The organism is Photorhabdus akhurstii, assembly GCF_019090985.1.
In the GTDB taxonomy this organism is placed as follows: domain Bacteria; phylum Pseudomonadota; class Gammaproteobacteria; order Enterobacterales; family Enterobacteriaceae; genus Photorhabdus; species Photorhabdus akhurstii.
The window spans coordinates 1,109,358-1,130,184 of record NZ_CP020335.1; the positions used below are offsets into that span (position 1 = coordinate 1,109,358).

Here is a 20,827-nt window from a genome sequence, read left to right on the forward strand (position 1 = left end):
TGATGTTATGAGCGCCGTAAAAATACGGCGCTATTATTTGAAAACAAAGAAACTATTTCAGCTTGGCAAAGCAGTGAGCGGCGGCATCAACAGTACGCTGAATATCTTCATCAGTGTGAGCAATAGACATAAAACCTGCTTCAAATGCAGAAGGCGCTAAATAAACCCCTTCATCAAGCATCAGGTGGAAGAAATGTTTAAAACGCTCAATATCGCAATTCATCACATCCTGATAGCAAGTGACGGTTTCTGCATCAGTAAAGAAAATACCGAACATCCCGCCAACATGGTTGATTACCAAAGGAATGCCAGCCTCTTTTGCTGCTTTTGTCAGGCCAGCCGCCAGATTATCTGTTAGTTCAGTCAGGCGTTGATGAACGCCAGGTTGAGAAACTTCTTTCAGACAAGCAAGGCCGGCAGCCATCGCAATCGGGTTGCCGGATAGGGTTCCTGCCTGATAAACAGGGCCAATTGGCGCTAATTTCTCCATCACTTCATAACGCCCGCCGAAAGCGCCAACGGGCATACCGCCGCCAATGATTTTGCCAAGGCAAGTTATATCGGGTTCGACGCCGTAATAAGATTGTGCGCCGGATAGGGCGACGCGAAAACCGGTCATCACTTCATCGATAATCAACAAAGCGCCGAACTCATCACACAACGCGCGTAGACCGGGTAGGAATTCTGGTTGTGGCGGTACGCAGTTCATATTACCGGCGACAGGTTCGACAATAATACAGGCGATCTCTTGCGGATATTTTTCAAATGCTTCTCGAACTGAACTCAAATCGTTATAGGTGCAGGTTAGCGTATGTTTAACGAAATCAACCGGAACCCCTGGCGAGTTTGGTTGGCCGATAGTCAACGCGCCAGAACCGGCTTTCACCAGCAAGCAATCAGCGTGGCCGTGATAGCAACCTTCGAATTTAATGATCTTGTCGCGGTTGGTATAACCACGAGCCAGACGGATAGCACTCATGGTCGCCTCGGTGCCTGAGTTAACCATGCGCACCATATCCATCGATGGCACCAGTTCAGTCACCAATTGCGCCATTTCCACTTCGGCGGCAGTGGGGGCGCCAAAACTTAATCCTTGCTCTGCGGCTTTGATAACGGCATTGCGGATAGCGCTGTGGTTATGTCCCAGCACCATTGGCCCCCAGGAACCGACATAATCGATATAGGCTTTACCATCAACATCATAGAGATAAGCGCCATCAGCATGTTTGATAAACAGCGGAGTACCGCCAACGCCATTAAATGCACGTACCGGAGAGTTGACGCCGCCGGGAATAAGTTGCTTTGCCTGAGAATAGAGGATGTCGGATTGGCTCATGAAAGGCTCCTGAATCTAGTTTTAAGTGGATTTGCCGTTTGCCCCACGGATTATAATGCTCTTAGAACGATAATTCCGGGTTTATTCTTTACGTAATCAAGAAATGGTGAATCGACAACTTTTTTATTCGCAGCAAGTGAGGATGCATTCCTCAGCATTGGGCCATGATCCGTCATAATAAAAATCCCTGTATGTGTGACATCCAGCCCGGCAAGATGGGTATATATTCCAATATAATCGCCCGTTTTTAAGTTCTTAATAACGGCATCATTGACCTTATCGCCTGGAATATATTTGATCTCTCTTTTGGTGACACCCAGTCCGGGGATATATTCGCTACCATCAGCCTTTTTATTTAGGCTTTTTGTGATTGTTATGTAAGAAGGACTTATTTCATCCGTTACATCTTTGGCATTTAATTTTTCTCTGGTTGACCAATCTGTAAAGAAGTGTTTTCTTTGCAAAAAGCTAATCTTTCCGTCGATATATCTTGTCTGGATGAGATTTTTTACAAAATCATTTTGGTCGTTGGATTTCCTTAGCGATTCTACATAATCAAGGAAAGTAAAACAGTCTAACCCGTTAAAATCTATCACTAATTTTTCAGGTTCAGTCGGGGAGCCAATAAGTTTGTTTGCGGCATAAGGTGTGCCCAGGAATTGATAAGAGACGTTTTTTATTATTTCACCTGGATTATCTTTATTTCCTGGTTTTACCTGGTTGTCTATAATTTCATTAATTTTTTTCGCGGTATAGCTGTCAATATCGGCTTGTTTGCTATGAGTAGCACAGCTTGCCAGCGTGGCAACAAGCATCAGTGGTAACATTTTTCGCATAGGAACTCCATGTGATTACTTTGAAAAATATTCAATAAAGTAACTAATCATGATGATAAATCAATATTTTTCCTTCTTATTGCTAATTGATTGACTAAGGATTTAACTATAGTGACGGCTTAATGTCCTTTGGGGCTATCGTAACAGGCTGGCAATAGTAAGCTACAGGTGTGATAATTTTTTGGCGGTTGGTGTGTTGTCAAAATGACAAAACTTGAACGAACCAATCAGGTATTGGATAATCCGAGTTATTAATGATCGGCAAATTTTTGTTGTCTTCTAAATATCTTTGCCGGGTTCCAGTCTGGAGTAAAAATGATGAGCGATGATATCGCATTACCTTTGCAGTTTACGGATGCTGCCGCTAACAAAGTGAAAATCTTGGTTTCGGATGAAGAAAACCCAAACTTGCGTTTACGGGTTTATATCACCGGTGGAGGATGCAGTGGCTTCCAGTATGGTTTTACCTTTGATGATCAAATAAATGAAGGTGATATGACCATTGAGAAGCAGGGGGTGGAGTTGGTTGTTGATCCGATGAGCCTGCAATATTTGGTAGGTGGTTGTGTGGATTATACCGAAGGTCTGGAAGGTTCACGTTTTATCGTCACCAACCCTAATGCGAAGACAACCTGTGGTTGCGGCTCTTCTTTCAGTATTTGATTCTAGGGAATATCCCGCGATGACAGGTCTATGAATGTTATTGCGGGATATTCCTGTCATCTTTCAAATAATTTTGATTTATCAGGAACCATCATCGTTCAATTGCTGGCATAGCTGTTCGGCTGCCAGAATGATGCGCGGTCCCGCGCGATGAAACCAATCTTCATATAATGTAATCACTTTGGCCTGCAATTGTGGATGCCAGAAATTTTCAATTAATCTGACCTGTTCCTGCCCGCCGCTGATAACAATTATCTCAGGTTTCCTGATGAGTACTTGCTCCCGACTGACTTGGGGCCAGGGGACGGGGCTGTCGGCAAAAATATTTCTGCCGCCACAGATTGAAAGCACTTCACTTTGCAGTGTATGTCCTGAAGCGGTAAACAGAGGATAAGTGCCGAATTGTAAAAAGACCGGTTTTGGTGTCGTGGCGGCATATTTTTGTTGCAAATTGGCAAATCGTTGACGAAGTTCAGTCGCGGATTTTTTTGCTTGTTCTGGGTGAGGACTATATTCAGCGAGCCGTTCTAAATCCTGCGCTATCTGTTCGGTGGTGGTGGGATCGGAATAAAAGATTTTAATGCCAAAAGCAGCAAGTTGTTCCAGTGGACGTTGGGGATTACCTCCGCGCCATGCCAGAATCAGATCAGGTTTAAGAGTAATAATGCGTTCCAGATTGACGCCTTGCCAGTTAGCCACTTGCTCAAGTTTACGGGCTTGAGGGGGATAATCAGAGTAGGCGCTGGCGGCAATTAAATTGTCACTTAACCCGGCGGCGTAGGCTAATTCAGTGGTTGACGGCGATAAACTGATTACTCGTAAGGGCGTGGCATACAGAAAATGGCTGAAATTACTGAGAAACAGTAAAAGCAATAATCCAATTGAACTCGTGCTTTTTATCCATTTCATTAATGTGCGCTCTTTAAAACATGAAATATGTCGCCGGCAAACACGCCCGAAAATATTAATCAGGGCGTGTCAGTAATATATTATTTATCTTGACTCAGCGTTGTCAGCATTGCGTTGACCATCAATGTAGATTGACGGGCTGCCACGGCAAGAAATTCATCAAAGCTGATATGAGATTCTTTATCTGCCACATCGGAGATAGCACGCACAACGACAAACGGAGTGTTGTATTGGTGGCAGACATGCCCTATCGCTGCGGCTTCCATTTCTACCGCGGTCACTTGTGGGAACGTCGCCCGGATACGCGCCAGTGGTTCCGCGCCATTAATAAAGGCATCGCCGCTGCAAATCAGCCCATGTACTGCGTTCAGATTCAGTGAATGAATACACTCTTCCGCCAGAGCAATGAGTTGGTCGTCCGCCACGAAAGCCGGAGGACATTGCGCCATCTGACCGGGTTCATAACCAAACGCGGTGACATCAGCGTCATGATAGCGAACTTCGCTGGATACCACGATATCACCGACTTGTAGCTTCGGATCAAGGCCACCGGCTGATCCGGTGTTAATAATTACATCAGGCTGACAATGTTCAAGCAGCAAAGTTGTGCCAATTGCGGCAGAAACTTTACCAATACCGGATTTTAATAGTGCGATCTCCACGCCGTTGAGCTTACCGGTATAGATTTCGCAACCACCTCGTGACAGTGTTTGGCAATCTTCAATTTGATCGCGCAGTAAAGTCACTTCTTGTTCCATAGCACCTATCACGCCTACTTTCATGATGTCATACTCGCTGTTGATTAATTAATCATATAAAATCATCTCGTGTTTGAGTTTAACATTGAATTCGGAACAATCAGATAATCTGTGATGTAAAACAGTGCTATCTCACAAGTCGGGGGATAAATGTCCGGGATAGACTTTAGTCAGAAGCTTAACTATCAGCGTAAATACCGTCAGTATCATATTGATCCTAATGATGAAGAACAGGTTATTCGCCAGTTTGAAAGCGATCGTGGGCGGATTATGAATTCAGCGGCTATTCGCCGTTTACAGCAGAAAACACAGGTTTTTCCGCTGGAAAATAATGCCGCTGTCCGCAGTCGCTTGACGCATTCATTAGAAGTGCAACAGGTTGGACGCCATATTTCAAAAACGATTATTAATGAATTGAGAACGCGTAATTTGCTGGCCGATTACGGGCTGGACAAACGGCTATTATCATTTGAAAGTTTGATTGAAATGGCTTGTTTAATGCACGATATTGGTAATCCGCCATTTGGTCATTTTGGTGAAGCGGCAATTAAAGATTGGTTTGCCAGAAAACTCGACCTTAATTTTTCCCTGGAAAATATTAAGCGGGAAGATCAATGTGAAATACCCGCATTGCGTTTGTGTGGCGATGTGAAAAAAGATCGCTTTCGTCGCCAGTTGCGTAAAGATCTGTGTCAGTTTGAAGGGAATGCTCAAGCTATCCGAATGGTGCATAGCTTATTAAAACTCAATCTGACTTATGCTCAGGTTGGCTGTATTCTAAAATATACTTGTCCTGCTTTTCGTCTTGAAGAAACACCGAATCAATTTAATTACTTGATGAAAAAACCGGGTTTTTATTGGTCGGAAGCGCATTTTGTGCGCGAATTACGCCGTGAGCTTAAAATGGGTGAATTTTGTCGCTTCCCACTGACTTATATTATGGAAGCCGCAGATGATATCTCTTATTGCATTGCTGATTTGGATGATGCTGTTGAAAAAGCGATTTTCAACGTCGATACCCTGATGGGATATTTGGAACAGGAGTGGCAAGAAAATGGCGGTCATCGGGCCGGGGATCTATTCGACGTAACGGTCAGAAAGGCGTACAAGGGAATTCACGGTAACGAATTACGTCGAAGTCAGCAGGACCAATTTTTTATGTATCTGCGGGTTTATATTACCGGCAAACTTGTGCCTTACACTGCTCGTCGTTTTATTGATCATCTGCCGGCTGTTTTTGAGGGTTCATTTAATCAAGCGCTACTTGAAGATAAGAGCGAGGAGCATCGGTTACTTAGAACATTGAAAAACATTGCTTGTAAGAGAGTGTTTAATCATCCAGAGATTGAAAAATTAGAGTTGCAGGGATACCGAATCATCAATGGGTTATTGGATTTTTATTATCCGTTATTGAAGATGTCCCGTCAGGATTTTGTGGAACTGAACCAAAACAATTTCCACAAAGATTATTTTATGGAAACCCGGCTGTTACACAAACTTTCCACCAAACATCGTCTCGCTTATGGTGAAGCAGTAGAGAAAATTGTTGCCACTGATCAATCTGAAAAAGAGCTGATGGAGTTCTATTATCGCGCTCGTCTTATTCAGGATTACATCAGTGGCATGACAGATAATTATGCTTATGAAGAGTATCGCAAATTTATTGTGTGCAATTGATGTTCTCGCCGCTACTCAATATTTTTTTAGCGGCGGTAAGGACATTATCAATTTCATCTGCTAGTTCCAACAATTCAGGTTCTATATCAGTTAGTTGAACGCCTTGTTGTAATTGTTGTTCGATTAATTGGCAGAGGGCTTTAAGTTGCGGCACGCCGCTATAACAGCAGCTACCGTGTAGTTTATGGATCTGCTGCTGATAATCTTCCACCGTTTCCCCTGATAAAACTTTTTCTGTGATTGTTTTAATCGTTGGTAGTAAATCTACCAACATTTGCAGCATGTCCATAGCTAGCTGTTCTTTTCCAATTGCCTGTTGTAACGCTAATGACCAGTTAATATGTTGTGATTTTGGCATTTTGACGTAGCGATTTAACACCGATCTCAGGCGATCTTCATCAAGAGGTTTGGTCAGGAAATCCTCAAATGGCGATTGATCTGTATCGCTCTTTGGTCGGCAAGTATAGGCTGTAACCGCAATGATCGGCGTACTGCGGTGCTGCGGTAGCTGGTGGATGCGGTCGGAAGCACAGATGCCATCCATACCTGGCATATGAATATCCATCAGAATAACATCAAAATGGTGAGCGGTTACTGACTGCAAAGCTTCTTCTCCACTGCTACATAGCACGGTTTTTTCCACGATTTCTTCCAGTAATGAGCCTATTAGTTTGAGGTTAGCTGGATTATCGTCAACGGCCATGACGGTCATCGGTAAACGTGGGGGATGGATAAGCGTCTTTTGTGGTACAACCGAGCCGGTTAGAATGAAATCGTTTTTTCCTAGCCATAAATCAAAACGGAAAACAGAACCTTTTTTCGGCTCACTGGTAAAACTGATATTTCCGCCCATTTCTTGGATCAGTTTCCGTGTAATAACCAGACCGAGGCCGGTGCCGCCATAACGGCGGGAAATGCTGGCATTTGCTTGATGAAAAGCCTGAAATAGGTGAGGTTGCTGTTCAGGGCTGATACCAATACCTGTATCGCTAACCGTAATCTCTAAATTGATTTTATGGTGCTTCTGTTGTAGCAGATTGATATTGATCTCCACAGAACCTTGGTCAGTGAATTTAATCGCGTTACCGATGATATTGGTGAATATTTGCTGGAGGCGCGTAGGGTCGCCTACGACCAGATTCGGTATTTGGGGATCAACATGGTGAGTTAGCTGAATATTCTTACTTTTGGCGCTGAGTGTCAGTAACACCATAACTTCATCAATCGTATCTTGTAGCAGGAATGGAATGTTTTCCAATACCAATTTATCCGCTTCAAGCCGTGAAAAATCCAGTATATCATTGATAATGTTCAGTAGATGATTAGCGGAACGCTCGATAATATACAGATATTCAGTTTGCTGTATTGTTAAAGGTGTTTTCAATGCTTGGCGGGTGAAGCCAATGACGCCATTAAGTGGTGTGCGTAATTCATGAGACATGTTTGCCAGAAATTCCGTTTTTATTCTGGCTGCTTCTTGAGCGCGTTTTTTCGCTATTGCCAGCTCAACGTTCTGAATTTCGAATTGCTCCATTGTCGCCCGAAGATCTGACGTTGCCTGATAAATATCGTTTTGCATCTCTTCTTTATAGCTGGAGAGCGATTTGGCCATTGCATTAATGCCATTCTTCAACGTATCCAATTCACCAAAATATTTCCCATTGACACGGCTATTTAATTGTCCTTGGCGAATTCTATCGACAGTACTGACGATATCGCTGATAGGCTTGGTGATCTTACGAACCAAATGGTAGGCGAACAGCGATGCCCAACCGAGGCAAATGAGTAATAGTAATATAAAAATAACGATTTCTTTATATTGCTGTAAGTGAGCTGACCGTAAATCGAGATCAATAGCGATATAGCCAATCGGATGTAAAGATGGGGCGTCAGCATGTTGCTGATTCTGGGACAAATAGTGTTCTGAAATAATGGGTATGCGTAAAATAATACTATTTTTAACCTCCGTTTTTGTCAGGGTGGTTGGCAGCGGCATATCTGGCGAGATCTGTAGTTGAGCTGCATTGTATTTATAGTTTGATATATCAAATAGCTGATTATCATCATTAAAAATGGCAATCGCCCGAACTATCTCAGAATTTCTGCGATGAAGCCGGGTTATCAATGAGTTGACACGTTCACGGTTGTGCAGGTTTATGCCAATTTCACTGGCGATGGAAAGGGGTTCAATAATACTGATCCCAGATCGAACAATTTGATTTTTCAGTTCACGATAGTGATAACAGAGGAATGAGATACTGAAAAACATGCCAACCAGTAAAATGGGAACCAGGATCAGGCTCATCATGCGGATGCGTAAGCTATATTTGGTCATAATCGTCCATTGTGGGAAAATAAGAACTTAATAATTCATAGTCCGTAAGAATCATGGTGCAATTTTATTCCCCCAACCGCCGAATAGTAAATCGACATATCATCACAGTTACTGCTGATAATCTGGATGCCCAAGGGCAGGGTGTAGCTCGCTATCAGGGTAAAACTATTTTTGTCGCCGGATTATTGCCCGGTGAACAAGCACAGGTACAACTAACGGAAGAGAAGCGCCAGTTTGCAAAAGCAAAGTTGGTTAAGCGTCTATCTGACAGTCCATATCGTGTAAATCCCCGTTGTCCGCATTTTGGAGTATGTGGCGGTTGTCAGCAACAACATGTTGCGCCTGATTTACAACGTGAGAGTAAAGCCAGCGTCCTCGAACATCTGATTAGACGGGAAACCGGTGTAACGGTTTCTGCCAAGCCGGTGATTCTCGGTCCCGAATATGGTTATCGGCGTCGGGCAAGGCTTGGTTTACATTATCAAGTAAAGCAGCGCCAACTGGTGATGGGATTTCGTCAAAATCAATCTAATGAATTAGTTGCTATAAAAGAGTGCCCTGTTTTGCGACCTGAATTGGAACAGTTATTGCAGCCATTATCTCAGTGTCTGAATAACTTGAAAGCGGTTAAACGGTTGGGACATGTGGAGTTGGTGCTAGCAGATAATGGTCCATTGATGATATTGCGCCATCTTGATCCCTTGAAACGGGAAGATAAAGAGAAACTATGCACATTTTCCGTGCAACATAACGTTGCTGTCTATCTGGCAGCGGATGAAACCTCACTTGAATCACTGAATCAACCGCCGGAACCTTGGTATCAGGTAGGTGGCTTGAAACTGGTTTTCAGTCCAAGAGATTTTATTCAGGTTAACGATCAGGTGAACCAACAAATGGTTGCGCAGGCGATGGAGTGGCTCGATTTACAACCGAATGACAGGGTGCTCGATCTGTTCTGTGGAATGGGGAATTTTACCTTACCTATTGGTCGCGTAGTGCAATCTGTGGTCGGAGTCGAAGGGGTTGCCACGCTGGTGGCTAATGGGCAATATAATGCCAGATTAAATAATTTGGATAACATATCTTTCTGCCATGAGAATTTGGAAGCTGACATACATCAGCAATCTTGGGCGAAACAGGGGTTTAACAAGGTTTTATTAGATCCGGCGCGTGCGGGTGCGGCAGGAGTCATGTCACACATTGTTGCATTAGCCCCGGAAAAAGTGGTCTACGTCTCTTGTAATCCAACAACATTGGCGCGGGACAGTAAGATTCTGCTTGAGGCTGGCTATCAAATTATCAATGTGCGGATGCTGGACATGTTTCCGCATACAGGCCATTTGGAGTCAATGGCGCTATTTAGTCGTTAAGATCATGGTTGGATAGAAGCTATGAAGTAATCGGGAGAGATTATGGTTGCGGTAAGAAGTGCTCATTTAACCCCTGCGGGAGAGTTTGCAGTAAACAGGTGGATCGCTAGTTTAAATGTAGCGAATCTTCAATTGGGTGAAAAATTAGCCGAAACCTGGCGTTATTGTCACGAAAAAGCGCAAAATCATCCTGATTCAGAACTTCTATTATGGCGTGGCGTAGAGATGGTTGAGATCCTCTCTACGCTAAGTATGGATAATGACAGCATGCGTGCTGCGCTACTATTCCCGTTGATGGAAGCTAAATTACTTGACGATCAAACCGTCACCGGGGCGTTTGGCAGTGTAATTACCAATCTGGTGAAAGGCGTTATGGAAATGGACGCCATTCGCCAGTTAAAAGCCACTCATCACGATTCAATCTGCTCTGTACAGGTTGATAATGTTCGCCGGATGCTACTGGCGATGGTGGAAGATTTTCGTTGTGTCATTATCAAATTGGCAGAGCGGATTGCCCATTTGCGGGAAGTTAAAGAGGCGACTGAAGATGAGCGTGTACTGGCTGCGAAAGAGTGTTCCAACATTTATGCGCCGCTCGCTAACCGATTAGGTATTGGTCAACTTAAATGGGAGCTTGAGGATTACTGCTTCCGTTATCTTCATCCTGATGAATATAAAAAAATTGCGAAATTACTGCATGAACGCCGAATTGATCGTGAGCAGTATATTGATCACTTTGTCAATACATTACGCAAGCATACGCTCAAGGAGGGCGTCACTACTGAGATATACGGGCGTCCTAAACATATCTACAGCATTTGGCGCAAAATGCAGAAAAAATCACTGGCATTTGATGAGCTGTTTGATGTTCGGGCTGTGCGAATTGTGGTTGAACGTTTGCAGGATTGCTACGCGGCGCTGGGGATAGTACATACTCACTATCGTCATTTGCCGGATGAATTTGATGATTATGTTGCTAACCCAAAGCCGAATGGTTATCAATCTATTCATACCGTAGTGCTTGGGCCAAGTGGTAAGACATTGGAAATTCAGATCCGCACCCGTCAGATGCATGAAGATGCGGAATTGGGAATAGCCGCCCACTGGAAATATAAAGAGGGAGCGGTGGCGGGCAGTCGTGCCGGATATGAAGGACGCATTGCGTGGCTGCGTAAATTGATCGCATGGCAGGAAGAGATGGCTGATTCTGGTGAGATGCTGGATGAAGTTCGCAGCCAGGTGTTTGATGATCGGGTATATGTATTTACACCGAAAGGCGATGTTATTGATTTACCTACCGGTTCTACGCCGCTGGATTTTGCCTACCATATTCACAGCGATGTGGGGCATCGTTGTATTGGAGCGAAAATCAGTGGTCGCATTGTGCCATTCAGCTATCAATTACAAATGGGCGATCAGATTGAAATCATCACACAGAAACATCCGAACCCAAGTCGTGATTGGTTAAATCCAAACTTGGGATATGTCACCACCAGCCGCGGTCGGGCGAAAATCCATAACTGGTTCCGTAAACAGGATCGGGATAAAAACATCATTGCTGGTCGTCAGATGCTGGATAACGAACTGGAACACTTGGATCTCAGCCTAAAAGAGGCGGAAAAGCTGCTCATTGCCCGTTATAACGTCCATACACTTGATGAAGTACTGGCGGGAATTGGCGTTGGTGATATCCGCATTAACCAATTGGTCAATTTCTTACAAAGCAAACTCAAGAAAACCACCGCAGAGGATGCAGATCGGGAAGCGCTTCGCAATTTAGAGAGTAAATCACACCCACAGCGTAGTTCTGCTAAAGATGACGGGCGGATTGTGGTAGAAGGTGTGGGTAATTTGATGCATCACATTGCCCGTTGCTGCCAGCCAATTCCCGGCGATGAGATTGTCGGCTTTATCACGCGTGGTCGGGGAATCTCTATCCATTGGGTTGATTGTGAACAGTTGGCGGAGTTGCAGGCGAATGCGCCGGAAAGGGTGGTGGATGCGGTTTGGGGAGAGAGCTATTCCAGTGGTTACTCACTGATTGTGCGTGTTGTTGCGAACGATCGCAGTGGATTATTGCGTGATATCACCACGATCTTGGCGAATGAGAAGGTGAACGTGCTTGGGGTGAGTAGCCGCAGTGATATAAAACAGCAGATTGCCACCATCGATATGAATATTGAGATTTATAACCTGCAAGTACTGGGGCGGATCTTGGCGAAAATCAATCAGTTACCGGATGTTATTGAAGCCAGGCGTCTTCATGGCAACTGACCGTAGGAAAATTTGGATAAAAAATGAAATCATTTGCGATAGAACGGTTACTGGAGATTATGGCGCAGTTGCGCCACCCTCAACAGGGATGTCCTTGGAATAAACAACAAACATTCAAAACCATCGCGCCTTATACATTAGAAGAGACTTATGAAGTCATTGATGCCATTGAGCGCGGTGATTTTTCTGATCTAAAAGAAGAATTGGGCGATCTGTTATTTCAGGTGGTGTTCTATGCTGAAATGGGCAAAGAGCAACAGTTGTTTGATTTTGATGATATCTGCCATGCAATTAGCGATAAACTGGAGCGCCGCCATCCACATATTTTCGGTCAGCAGCAGGATATCAGCGGTGATGTGGCTATCAGTGGTTGGGAAAAAAGTAAGGCGCAGGAAAGAGCGCAAAAAGATCTACATTCGGTCCTTGATGACATTCCGGCAAGCCTGCCGGCATTGATGAAAGCTTATAAAATACAGAAACGTTGTGCTGCGGTGGGTTTTGACTGGGATACTTTGGGGCCGGTGCTGGACAAAGTTTACGAAGAGATCGACGAAGTGATGGATGAAGCTCATCAGGCGGTTGTTGATCAACAGCATCTGGAAGAAGAGATTGGCGATTTATTGTTTGCTGTTGTTAATTTATCCCGTCATCTCGGATACAAACCAGAAATTGCATTGCAAAAAGCATGCAATAAGTTTGAGAGCCGATTTAGAGAAGTAGAAAAACTGATCCTGAACCAAGGCCAAACCTTGGAAGCAGCGACATTGGAAGAAATGGAACAAATGTGGCAACAGGTTAAGAGACAGTAACCGGAAATAATAGCCTGAAAGCTGGGGTTTTTATTTTTTTAAGAGGGAAATTTGTGTTGAATAAATTTCCCTGAGCTCTGTTTGAGTTAGTTCTATATATTATAAATGAAGGTAAAATTGATATATCGAATATATTAAATATAAAAAATATAGAGATGTTATGATAGATAAGATATCAAAGCTAAATGATATTCATGTAACTATAAGTCAAGCTAATTTTATTTTCTTTTCAGGAGGTTTTAATAATATTAATTTATTTAAAAATAAAGTCATTGAAAATGGGATGAAAATAAATACTTTCCCATTAGGTTATTCAAAGATCACAGATAATAGTATAAGATTATCTATTGGTGATAAATTAACGAATGATATTATTTTAAACCTTATCTTGGCGAGCTTTTATTTTGAATAAATATGGAAAAAAGTCTGGATTATTATTTAATGATGAATGTCTTTCTCGTTTTTACAATGATAAGTTTTTTCAAAAAAGAATATTTTCAAGAATAGAAGATAGAGTTGGAATATCGTTTTCACCATTACTCAATAATTTTAAATGTACGGAAGAGGTTTACTCAATGCTTATGGATATCAATATATTTATACATCAAAAGGAAAATCAATACCGATTGCATTTAAGGGAAAATCAATGTATTGTGTTTAGTAATTATTTGTATTTACATTCTAGGACGAAATTTCCGAAAGACTCACAAAGGACGTTGTTTAGATTTTGGTTTTAGGGGATTGTATGAATTTAATAATAGCTGATGCATTGGAGTATAGAGACAGAATAAAAAAATTTGCGTCCGGGAACAAAAATGTCATTATATTTCTTTGTTTCTTATTACTTCCGGCAAAAGCCAGTGGTGTAATTGAGTTCTTAATTATCTTGTCTTCGAATATTGTTACTCCAGAGAACTATATCAAATCGTTTTATTTCTCTTCCATATCCTTAATAATCTAGGTGTTATTTTATTTGGTTAATATAAGGTTTTTTCCTACAGCGAGGAAAAATTCAATTGTTGTTTCTTTGGTAGATAAAAAAACATTGTTTCTTTGTAGTATCATTTTTTTTCATTTATAGTGCTTTTCCGATGATTATTTTCTTTTCTTTAGGTTTTTTTTCTGGAAATGCTAATTCTTTATATTATTCTTCATCTATGTTGTTTTTGATTGTTTCTTTTGCTGTAATTGGATTTTGCTTGTTTGAGTTAAATTTATTATGTTTTATTTTGGTTGCTGCATTCTTTATTCTTTCTGCATCATTGAGAAATGGAGTATTGTATAATTTTATTTTTACATCGGCTATTTTATTAATAGCGTTTAGATTATATTTAAGTTCTGCATCATGTCACACAATTAGTCAGCATAAGAAATTATTCTCATCAGGATTTTTTTTATCACCTTATATTATAAACCTACGATACCATTTCCATAAAAATAAAACATCGTCATTTATTATGTTATTATCTGTTCTGATTTTATATATATTATGTGAAAATGCGTTTTCTCAAATTCCAGCCAAGGCTGATTATATATTACTAACATATTTCAGTGTTGTTATCTATATGTGCATGTTATTGTTTTATAATCTCTCATATATTGAAATGAATCTATTTTCATATTTATTTAATTTTTTGTCTATGCAAAAATTTTTATTTTATAATTATTTGGTTTCTTTTTTTTTATTTTCTATTTTAATTTCTGCTTTTTGTTTTTTTGTGGTTAAATCATTTCCAGTTATTATGTTTATATCCTATATTTTTCTTTCAGTTATTTTCTCATTTATTTCTTTATTGAGAAATCAGTATATGAAACTTATTATTCTCTGTGTTATTGTCTCTTTTACATGCTTTTTTGGGGTTATTTATGCTTGAAGTTATTATTAATGATAAGATTATTTTTTCAGAAAGCAATTGTAATTTTTATGTTGGATTGAACCGTATTGCGGGAATGAATGGGTCGGGTAAAACGACTTTTCTTTCAAGTATTTCGGGTATGAATAAGGTTAAAAAAGGAATGGTTAACTTTATAAAAAAGGAGAAAAAATGTCGATTTAATTTACAGAAATATGGTTTTTATGTATCAGATAATGTTGATTTTTATAACTTTATTACTGGGATGGAAGTGATAAAGCTATGCAAACGTTATAGGAAAAATAATCTAAGACATCAATTAGATTACTATTTAAATGGTTTTGGCATATCTAAATATTCTGGTATTGAATATGGGCAAATGTCACTTGGCACAAAAAAGAAATTCTTATTGACCTCAGCTTTTATTACGGATGCAGATGTTTATATTTTTGATGAGCCAACAAATGGCCTTGACTCCAATTCAATAACATTTTTAATAGAATTGATGATTTCTATTGCAGAAGAGAAAATTGTTATTTTTAGCTCACATGATGATAGCTTTTTGCAGGGATTAAATTTCACTACCTATGAAATAAATGGTAATAAAATAATGCATCATAGGGAATAAAATATCTTGATTAGTAGGCATGTAGCGTTGCCCGAATGTAAAAACATAAAACAACGCAATTGCCGTTAAATCTCAGTAATTAATGGCAGTAATCCCAAATTCAATAACTGAATTTCAATATCATTGGCTTTATCAATATCATCCTGATTTTCGCCGTCAAAAATGCCTTTTTTGGTGATAATTAATGTCCCCAATTGTTCTTTATCATTGGTAATAGGCAAGATTTCAGCTGCCATTGGTAACAATGAGGGATCTATAACAAAGGGTAAATAAATCATCCAACCTGCACTTAACCTGTCGGGAAATATCTGATTTCGTTTCAAGGTATAGCCGTTAGTTTACACCATAATGTAGGGAGCATTACGGCTGAGAACTAAAAAGGTAATAAAATCAATCAACCGTGAAAATTGAAACTCTTTTTCGTTAATATTGAGTCTTATTGTTATATTAGTTTGTCCTAACCTGTCACTACGATAGTTCTCATAAAATAGGGAACAGGAAAGATCATCATCTTCACCATCCCAGATTTTCTGGACAATAAAAGGTGGTATTTCCTGATAGTCATTCTCAAATGCCTCTATTACCTTTTTCGTTGCCCCTTGTTCATCAAAGGCAGTGTGTTCTAATGCCTGCTTACGGGAGTGTCCGGGAAGAAACCAAATCTTGTGATGTCCAAAGAATAGATCAATCTGTTGCGTTATTTTATACAAATCAGTGAGTGCCATTTGTGGAGTCAACGATTCTTTCCAGTCAAAATACAGTTCTATTTCCAGTGATAAAATAGCCATTTATTACCTCGCATTATCCAAATAAAGGGGTGTAAAATACCGCCCTGATAAGGGCAGCGATTAAACCTCAGTAATTAATGGCAGTAATCCCAAATTCAACAACTGAATTTCAACATTATTGGCTTTATCAATATCATCCTGATTTTCGCCGTCAAAAATGCCTTTTTTGGTGATAATTAATGTCCCCAATTGCGCTTTATTATTGGCAATAGGCAAGATTTCATCTGCCATTGGTAATAATGCGGGATCTATAACAAAGGGTAAATAAATCATCCAACCTGCACTTAACCTGTCGGGAAATACCTGATTTCGTTTCAAGGTATAGCCGTTAGTTTCCACCATAATGTAGGGGGTATTACGGCTGAAAACCAAAAAGGTAATAAAATCAATTAACCGTGAAAATTGAAACTCCTTTTCGTCAATATTGAGATCCATTCTTACCTTAATTTGTCCTAACCTGTCTCTACGATAGTTCTCATAAAATAGAGAACAGGCAAGATCATCATTTTCACCATCCCAGATTTTCTGGACAATAAAAGGTGGTATTTCCTTATAGTCATTCTCAAATGCCTCTATTACCTTTTTCGTTGCCCCTTGTTCATCAAAGGCAGTGTGTTCTAATGCCTGCTTACGGGAGTGTCCGGGAAGAAACCAAATCTTGTGATGTCCAAAGAATAGATCAATCTGTTGCGTTATCTTATACAAATCAGCCAGTGCCACTTGAGGAGTCAAAGATTCTTTCAGGTCAAAATACAACTTTATTTTTGTCGATAAAATAGCCATTTATTACCTCGCATTATCCAAATAAAGGGGTGTGAAATACCGCCCTGATAAGAGCAGCGATTAAACCTCAGTAATTAATGGCAGTAATCCCAAATTCAACAACTGAATTTCAATATCATTGGCTTTATCAATATCATCCTGATTTTCGCCGTCAAAAATGCCTTGTTTGGTGATAATTAATGTCCCCAATTGTTCTTTATCATTGGTAATAGGCAAGATTTCAGCGGCCATTGGTAATAATGCGGGATCTATAACAAAGGGTAAATAAATCATCCACCCAGCACTTAACCTGTCGGGGAATACCTGATTTTTCTTCAAGGTATAACCGTTAGTTTCTACCATAATGTAGGGAGCATTACGACTGAGAACTAAAAAAGTAATAAAATCAATCAACCGTGAAAACTGAAACTCTTTTTCGTCAATATTGAGATCCATTCTTACCTTAATTTGTCCTAACCTGTCTCTACGATAGTTCTCATAAAATAGGGAACAGGCAAGATCATCATCTTCGCCATCCCAAATTTTTTTTCCTATAAAAGGGAAATCTTCTTTGTAACTTTTTTCAAATATTTGAAACGCTTTTTCCGTCGGGTGGTTCTCTTCAAAAACAAGGTGTTCCAATGCTTCTTTACGAGTATGACCTGTTAAATACCAAGTTTTATGACGGCCAAAAAAGTGATCGATTTGTTGAGTAATTTGATATAAATCAGTTAATACTATTTGAGGAGTCAATGGTTCTTGCCGGTCAAAATACAGCTTTATTTCTGGTGATAAAATAGTCATATGTTGTCTCGCATTATCTGAGTAAGGGGGTGTGAAATACTTTAATATTGAAATATCCAGCAAATTCCTGTGAGTAGTAAGCGGCGCTTACAGGCTCCATAAAATGCCAGTGAGAACGTGGAATATCACTCAATGAGGCGCACACATCTTGTTGTCGCCTACCTTGCTTTTTCATGGATTCATCACCTGTCCACCATATCACTGGCTTTCCCTTCCTAAAAAACTGATCATATTTCGCTTTGGATTCCAGAAACAGGCATGCTTTTGGTCGCCAGCCATCAAAACTGACCCCCAGACATTCCCATACCTGTATGAGTTTGGCGTCCGGTTTGTAAACGGTTTTAGCTATCTGGAGTTGATAATCAAGGGTAATCTGCGAATATGAACTGGTGCTTTCCCAACTGGGACTCACTTTCTCAATGGCAGGGCAAGCCTTGCATTCTTCCCTTGTTGTACTGATCACATCCGTTCGGGCTTCCGCTTGCTCTTTTTCATCATCCTTGTCTTTTGTCATTTCCGTAACGCCGAGGCCCACACCAACGCCAACCAATATGCCCGCAAGGGCTGATGCCGCATATTCGGCAGCAGTCAGGGCTGCCGGGACTAACAGAGGTAAAGGCATGTTAATTGCTCCTTTTCAACAATTTATCTATTATTCTCAAGATATCTTTGTATTGTTGTTCCGGGTTTTCTCCTGCTTCAAGGGCATTTTTGATTTCTGGTACACCGTGGAAATTAAGATTAAATGCCGTTAAATAAAGGTATGATTTAATCAGCTTTTTATCTTTAAAGCCCAGGTCTTCGATTAAATACCGATAGGCTTCTTTAAGCCGCTTATGCAAATTTTTCTCATCCTCATGCACAACCAAGTCGGCATGTTCTGACAAAATGCATTGCCTGATTTTTTCAATATAAGTATTGTCCTCTGCATCAATAATTTTATCGAATTGTTCCTGAGTCAGTATAATCATGGCACCGCTCCTTAAATCATAAGCGACTGTTACCTATAATGGGGCCTTTGGGTTGAGTGTGATTTAGATGAAATGATCACTATAGAAGCAATAATACTGTTTTTTAATCAATTAAAGCAATAAAATCATCCGACATTGAGAATAAACAGGCACGATTGACTTCATGGAAAATAAAGTTTGTGTCTGTGCTCATGTTGACATTGACAATGCTATGAAAGGGGCTGTTATCCACGTACAACGAATTAATCGGCTATGTTTAAGCAGAGATGGGGCTAATGTGGGACAACAAAATGCGGGAAAAGTACCTTATTTACGTTCAGATTATTTGTGGCGAATTTAAGGTTCGGGTATACTGCTTTCCCGTCCTGGTTATATCCATCATCTTTTAAACCTAAACTTTCAGGTTCAGCATGAAAACTAATTATATTTTTGTGACCGGCGGGGTCGTATCCTCTCTGGGTAAAGGCATTGCCGCAGCCTCTCTGGCGGCTATCCTCGAAGCCCGTGGACTCAATGTGACTATTATGAAACTGGACCCGTACATCAATGTCGATCCAGGTACGATGAGTCCAATTCAACACGGGGAGGTCTTCGTTACCGAAGACGGTGCTGAAACTGATCTCGATTTAGGTCACTATGAGCGTTTTATCCGCACTAAAATGACTCGCCGCAATAACTTTACGACGGGGCGGGTTTACTCCGAAGTGCTGCGCAAAGAGCGCCGTGGCGACTATTTGGGGGCGACCGTTCAAGTTATTCCTCACATCACCAATGAAATCAAAGATCGCATCATCAGTGGTGGTGAAGGTCATGATGTGGTGCTGGTGGAAGTTGGCGGTACTGTTGGTGATATCGAATCGCTGCCATTCCTGGAAGCTATTCGCCAAATGGCGGTAGAAGTTGGCCGTGAACACACTTTATATCTGCATCTGACACTGGTGCCTTATCTGGCAGCGGCTGGCGAAGTCAAAACTAAACCTACTCAGCATTCGGTAAAAGAACTACTCTCTATCGGTATTCAACCGGATATTCTGATTTGTCGTTCAGATCGCGTCATTCCTGCTAACGAACGGGCAAAAATTGCTCTTTTCTGTAATGTGCCGGAGAAAGCGGTTATCTCCCTAAAAGACGTTGATTCCATTTATAAAATCCCAGGGCTATTGAAATCTCAAGGCTTAGATGATTATATTTGTAAACGATTCAGCCTTGATTGCCCGGAAGCAAATTTGTCCGAATGGGAGCAGGTCATTTACGAAGAAGCTAATCCTTCTGGTGAAGTCACTATTGGGATGGTGGGTAAATACGTTGAACTGCCTGATGCGTACAAATCCGTGATTGAGGCATTGAAGCACGGTGGATTGAAAAATCGTCTGACGGTTAACATCAAACTGCTTGATTCTCAGGATGTTGAAACTCGTGGTGTTGAATTATTGAAGGGACTGGATGCGATTCTGGTTCCTGGTGGTTTCGGTGGCCGTGGTGTGGAAGGCAAGATCATGACAGCCCGTTATGCGCGTGAGAACAAAATCCCTTATCTGGGGATCTGTCTCGGCATGCAGGTGGCATTGATTGAGTTTTCTCGCCATGTTGCGGGTTTGGAAAAAGCCAGCTCAACAGAATTTGAGCCAGATTGCCGGTTCCCGGTTATTGGCCTGATCACCGAATGGCGTGATGAAGACGGTAATTTAGAAGTGCGTAGCGAAGAGAGTGATCTTGGTGGAACGATGCGTGTGGGTGGTCAGCCATGTCACCTGACAAAAGATAGCTTGGTGCGTACCTTGTATGGGGCAGATACGATTGTTGAGCGTCATCGTCATCGTTATGAAGTGAATAATTTACTGTTGAAACGTATTGAAGACGCTGGTCTGCGGGTAGCGGGTCGTTCAGTAGACCATAAATTAGTAGAAATTATTGAGATCCCAGACCATCCTTGGTTCGTGGCTTGTCAGTTCCACCCAGAATTTACTTCCACCCCTCGTGATGGCCATCCGTTGTTTACTGGTTTTGTTAAAGCCGCCGGTAAATATCAGAAAGGCCAGCTCAAATAAGATGTG

The 20,827-nt window shown here is 41.1% G+C and carries 20 protein-coding genes; 9 read left to right on the forward strand and 11 right to left on the reverse strand.

The features are described from left to right. Positions 1-52: 52 nt before the first annotated feature. Both hemL and B0X70_RS04805 read right to left on the reverse strand, forming a co-directional pair. Positions 53-1,336, reverse strand: coding sequence for a glutamate-1-semialdehyde 2,1-aminomutase (gene hemL, locus B0X70_RS04800; protein WP_217471007.1), 1,284 nt, complete (start codon positions 1,334-1,336; stop codon positions 53-55). Positions 1,337-1,386: 50 nt separating this feature from the next. After that, entirely contained in the window at positions 1,387-2,172 is a 786-nt protein-coding gene (locus B0X70_RS04805; RefSeq protein WP_217471008.1) for a DUF1460 domain-containing protein, read from the reverse strand. Positions 2,173-2,490: 318 nt separating this feature from the next. On the opposite strand from B0X70_RS04805, the gene erpA reads away from it, so the two are divergent. Continuing rightward, positions 2,491-2,835 (forward strand): iron-sulfur cluster insertion protein ErpA, encoded by a 345-nt coding sequence (erpA, locus tag B0X70_RS04810; protein WP_036781943.1) that lies wholly within the window; start codon positions 2,491-2,493, stop codon positions 2,833-2,835. 81 nt (positions 2,836-2,916) lie between these two features. On the opposite strand, the gene btuF is transcribed toward erpA, so the two are convergent. Both btuF and mtnN read right to left on the reverse strand, forming a co-directional pair. Beyond that, on the reverse strand, positions 2,917-3,744 hold the full coding sequence (gene btuF, locus B0X70_RS04815; protein ID WP_246593431.1) for a vitamin B12 ABC transporter substrate-binding protein BtuF: 828 nt from the start codon (positions 3,742-3,744) through the stop codon (positions 2,917-2,919). Positions 3,745-3,824: 80 nt separating this feature from the next. Beyond that, the gene (mtnN, locus tag B0X70_RS04820) at positions 3,825-4,526 is read right to left on the reverse strand and encodes a 5'-methylthioadenosine/S-adenosylhomocysteine nucleosidase (protein ID WP_036781932.1); all 702 of its coding nucleotides are present in this window, start codon (positions 4,524-4,526) and stop codon (positions 3,825-3,827) included. A gap of 126 nt (positions 4,527-4,652) precedes the next feature. On the opposite strand from mtnN, the gene dgt reads away from it, so the two are divergent. Next, entirely contained in the window at positions 4,653-6,179 is a 1,527-nt protein-coding gene (gene dgt / locus B0X70_RS04825) for a dGTPase (protein WP_217471009.1), read from the forward strand. Here dgt and B0X70_RS04830 read toward each other — a convergent pair. After that, a complete protein-coding gene (locus B0X70_RS04830) occupies positions 6,163-8,514 on the reverse strand; it encodes an ATP-binding protein (protein WP_217471010.1) in 2,352 nt (783 codons plus the stop codon). The two genes, dgt and B0X70_RS04830, sit on opposite strands and share 17 nt — an antisense overlap. Positions 8,515-8,567: 53 nt before the next feature. On the opposite strand from B0X70_RS04830, the gene rlmD reads away from it, so the two are divergent. The 6 genes from rlmD (at position 8,568) to B0X70_RS04860 (ending at position 15,448) form a co-directional block, all read left to right on the forward strand. Continuing rightward, complete coding sequence (gene rlmD / locus B0X70_RS04835) at positions 8,568-9,884, forward strand: 23S rRNA (uracil(1939)-C(5))-methyltransferase RlmD (protein WP_217471011.1); 1,317 nt, start codon at positions 8,568-8,570, stop codon at positions 9,882-9,884. Positions 9,885-9,926: 42 nt separating this feature from the next. Beyond that, positions 9,927-12,158, forward strand: a complete 2,232-nt coding sequence (gene relA, locus B0X70_RS04840) for a GTP diphosphokinase (RefSeq protein ID WP_217471012.1) — start codon at positions 9,927-9,929, stop codon at positions 12,156-12,158. A 23-nt stretch (positions 12,159-12,181) separates the two neighbouring features. Beyond that, the gene (gene mazG / locus B0X70_RS04845) at positions 12,182-12,967 is read left to right on the forward strand and encodes a nucleoside triphosphate pyrophosphohydrolase (protein ID WP_217471013.1); all 786 of its coding nucleotides are present in this window, start codon (positions 12,182-12,184) and stop codon (positions 12,965-12,967) included. A 160-nt stretch (positions 12,968-13,127) separates the two neighbouring features. Further along, on the forward strand, positions 13,128-13,379 hold the full coding sequence (locus B0X70_RS04850; RefSeq protein ID WP_217471014.1) for a hypothetical protein: 252 nt from the start codon (positions 13,128-13,130) through the stop codon (positions 13,377-13,379). Then, positions 13,372-13,704, forward strand: coding sequence for a TauD/TfdA family dioxygenase (locus B0X70_RS25905; RefSeq protein WP_217471015.1), 333 nt, complete (start codon positions 13,372-13,374; stop codon positions 13,702-13,704). Before B0X70_RS04850 ends, B0X70_RS25905 begins: the two co-directional genes overlap by 8 nt. A 1,129-nt stretch (positions 13,705-14,833) precedes the next feature. After that, positions 14,834-15,448 (forward strand): AAA family ATPase, encoded by a 615-nt coding sequence (locus tag B0X70_RS04860; protein ID WP_217471016.1) that lies wholly within the window; start codon positions 14,834-14,836, stop codon positions 15,446-15,448. 65 nt (positions 15,449-15,513) lie between these two features. On the opposite strand, the gene B0X70_RS25730 is transcribed toward B0X70_RS04860, so the two are convergent. Genes B0X70_RS25730 through B0X70_RS04885 form a run of 6 tightly spaced genes read right to left on the reverse strand, consistent with a single transcriptional unit; the run spans position 15,514 to position 18,773 of the window. Beyond that, entirely contained in the window at positions 15,514-15,726 is a 213-nt protein-coding gene (locus B0X70_RS25730) for a hypothetical protein (RefSeq protein WP_336246311.1), read from the reverse strand. 60 nt (positions 15,727-15,786) lie between these two features. Next, positions 15,787-16,236, reverse strand: coding sequence for a hypothetical protein (locus B0X70_RS25735; protein ID WP_336246312.1), 450 nt, complete (start codon positions 16,234-16,236; stop codon positions 15,787-15,789). A 60-nt stretch (positions 16,237-16,296) separates the two neighbouring features. Beyond that, positions 16,297-17,019: an Imm52 family immunity protein gene (locus B0X70_RS04870; protein WP_217471017.1), complete on the reverse strand. Its 723-nt coding sequence runs from the start codon at positions 17,017-17,019 to the stop codon at positions 16,297-16,299. 60 nt (positions 17,020-17,079) lie between these two features. Beyond that, positions 17,080-17,865, reverse strand: coding sequence for a hypothetical protein (locus B0X70_RS04875; RefSeq protein ID WP_336246313.1), 786 nt, complete (start codon positions 17,863-17,865; stop codon positions 17,080-17,082). After that, positions 17,816-18,424 carry a restriction endonuclease fold toxin 5 domain-containing protein gene (locus tag B0X70_RS04880; protein ID WP_217471018.1) on the reverse strand — a complete coding sequence of 203 codons (609 nt, stop codon included), beginning with the start codon at positions 18,422-18,424 and terminating at the stop codon, positions 17,816-17,818. The genes B0X70_RS04875 and B0X70_RS04880 overlap by 50 nt, the downstream gene beginning before the upstream one ends. Position 18,425: 1 nt before the next feature. After that, positions 18,426-18,773, reverse strand: a complete 348-nt coding sequence (locus tag B0X70_RS04885; RefSeq protein WP_036780498.1) for a hypothetical protein — start codon at positions 18,771-18,773, stop codon at positions 18,426-18,428. Positions 18,774-19,183: 410 nt separating this feature from the next. Here B0X70_RS04885 and pyrG point away from each other — a divergent pair, with 410 nt between their 5' ends. After that, on the forward strand, positions 19,184-20,821 hold the full coding sequence (gene pyrG, locus B0X70_RS04890) for a glutamine hydrolyzing CTP synthase (RefSeq protein WP_046396912.1): 1,638 nt from the start codon (positions 19,184-19,186) through the stop codon (positions 20,819-20,821). Positions 20,822-20,827 lie beyond the last annotated feature (6 nt).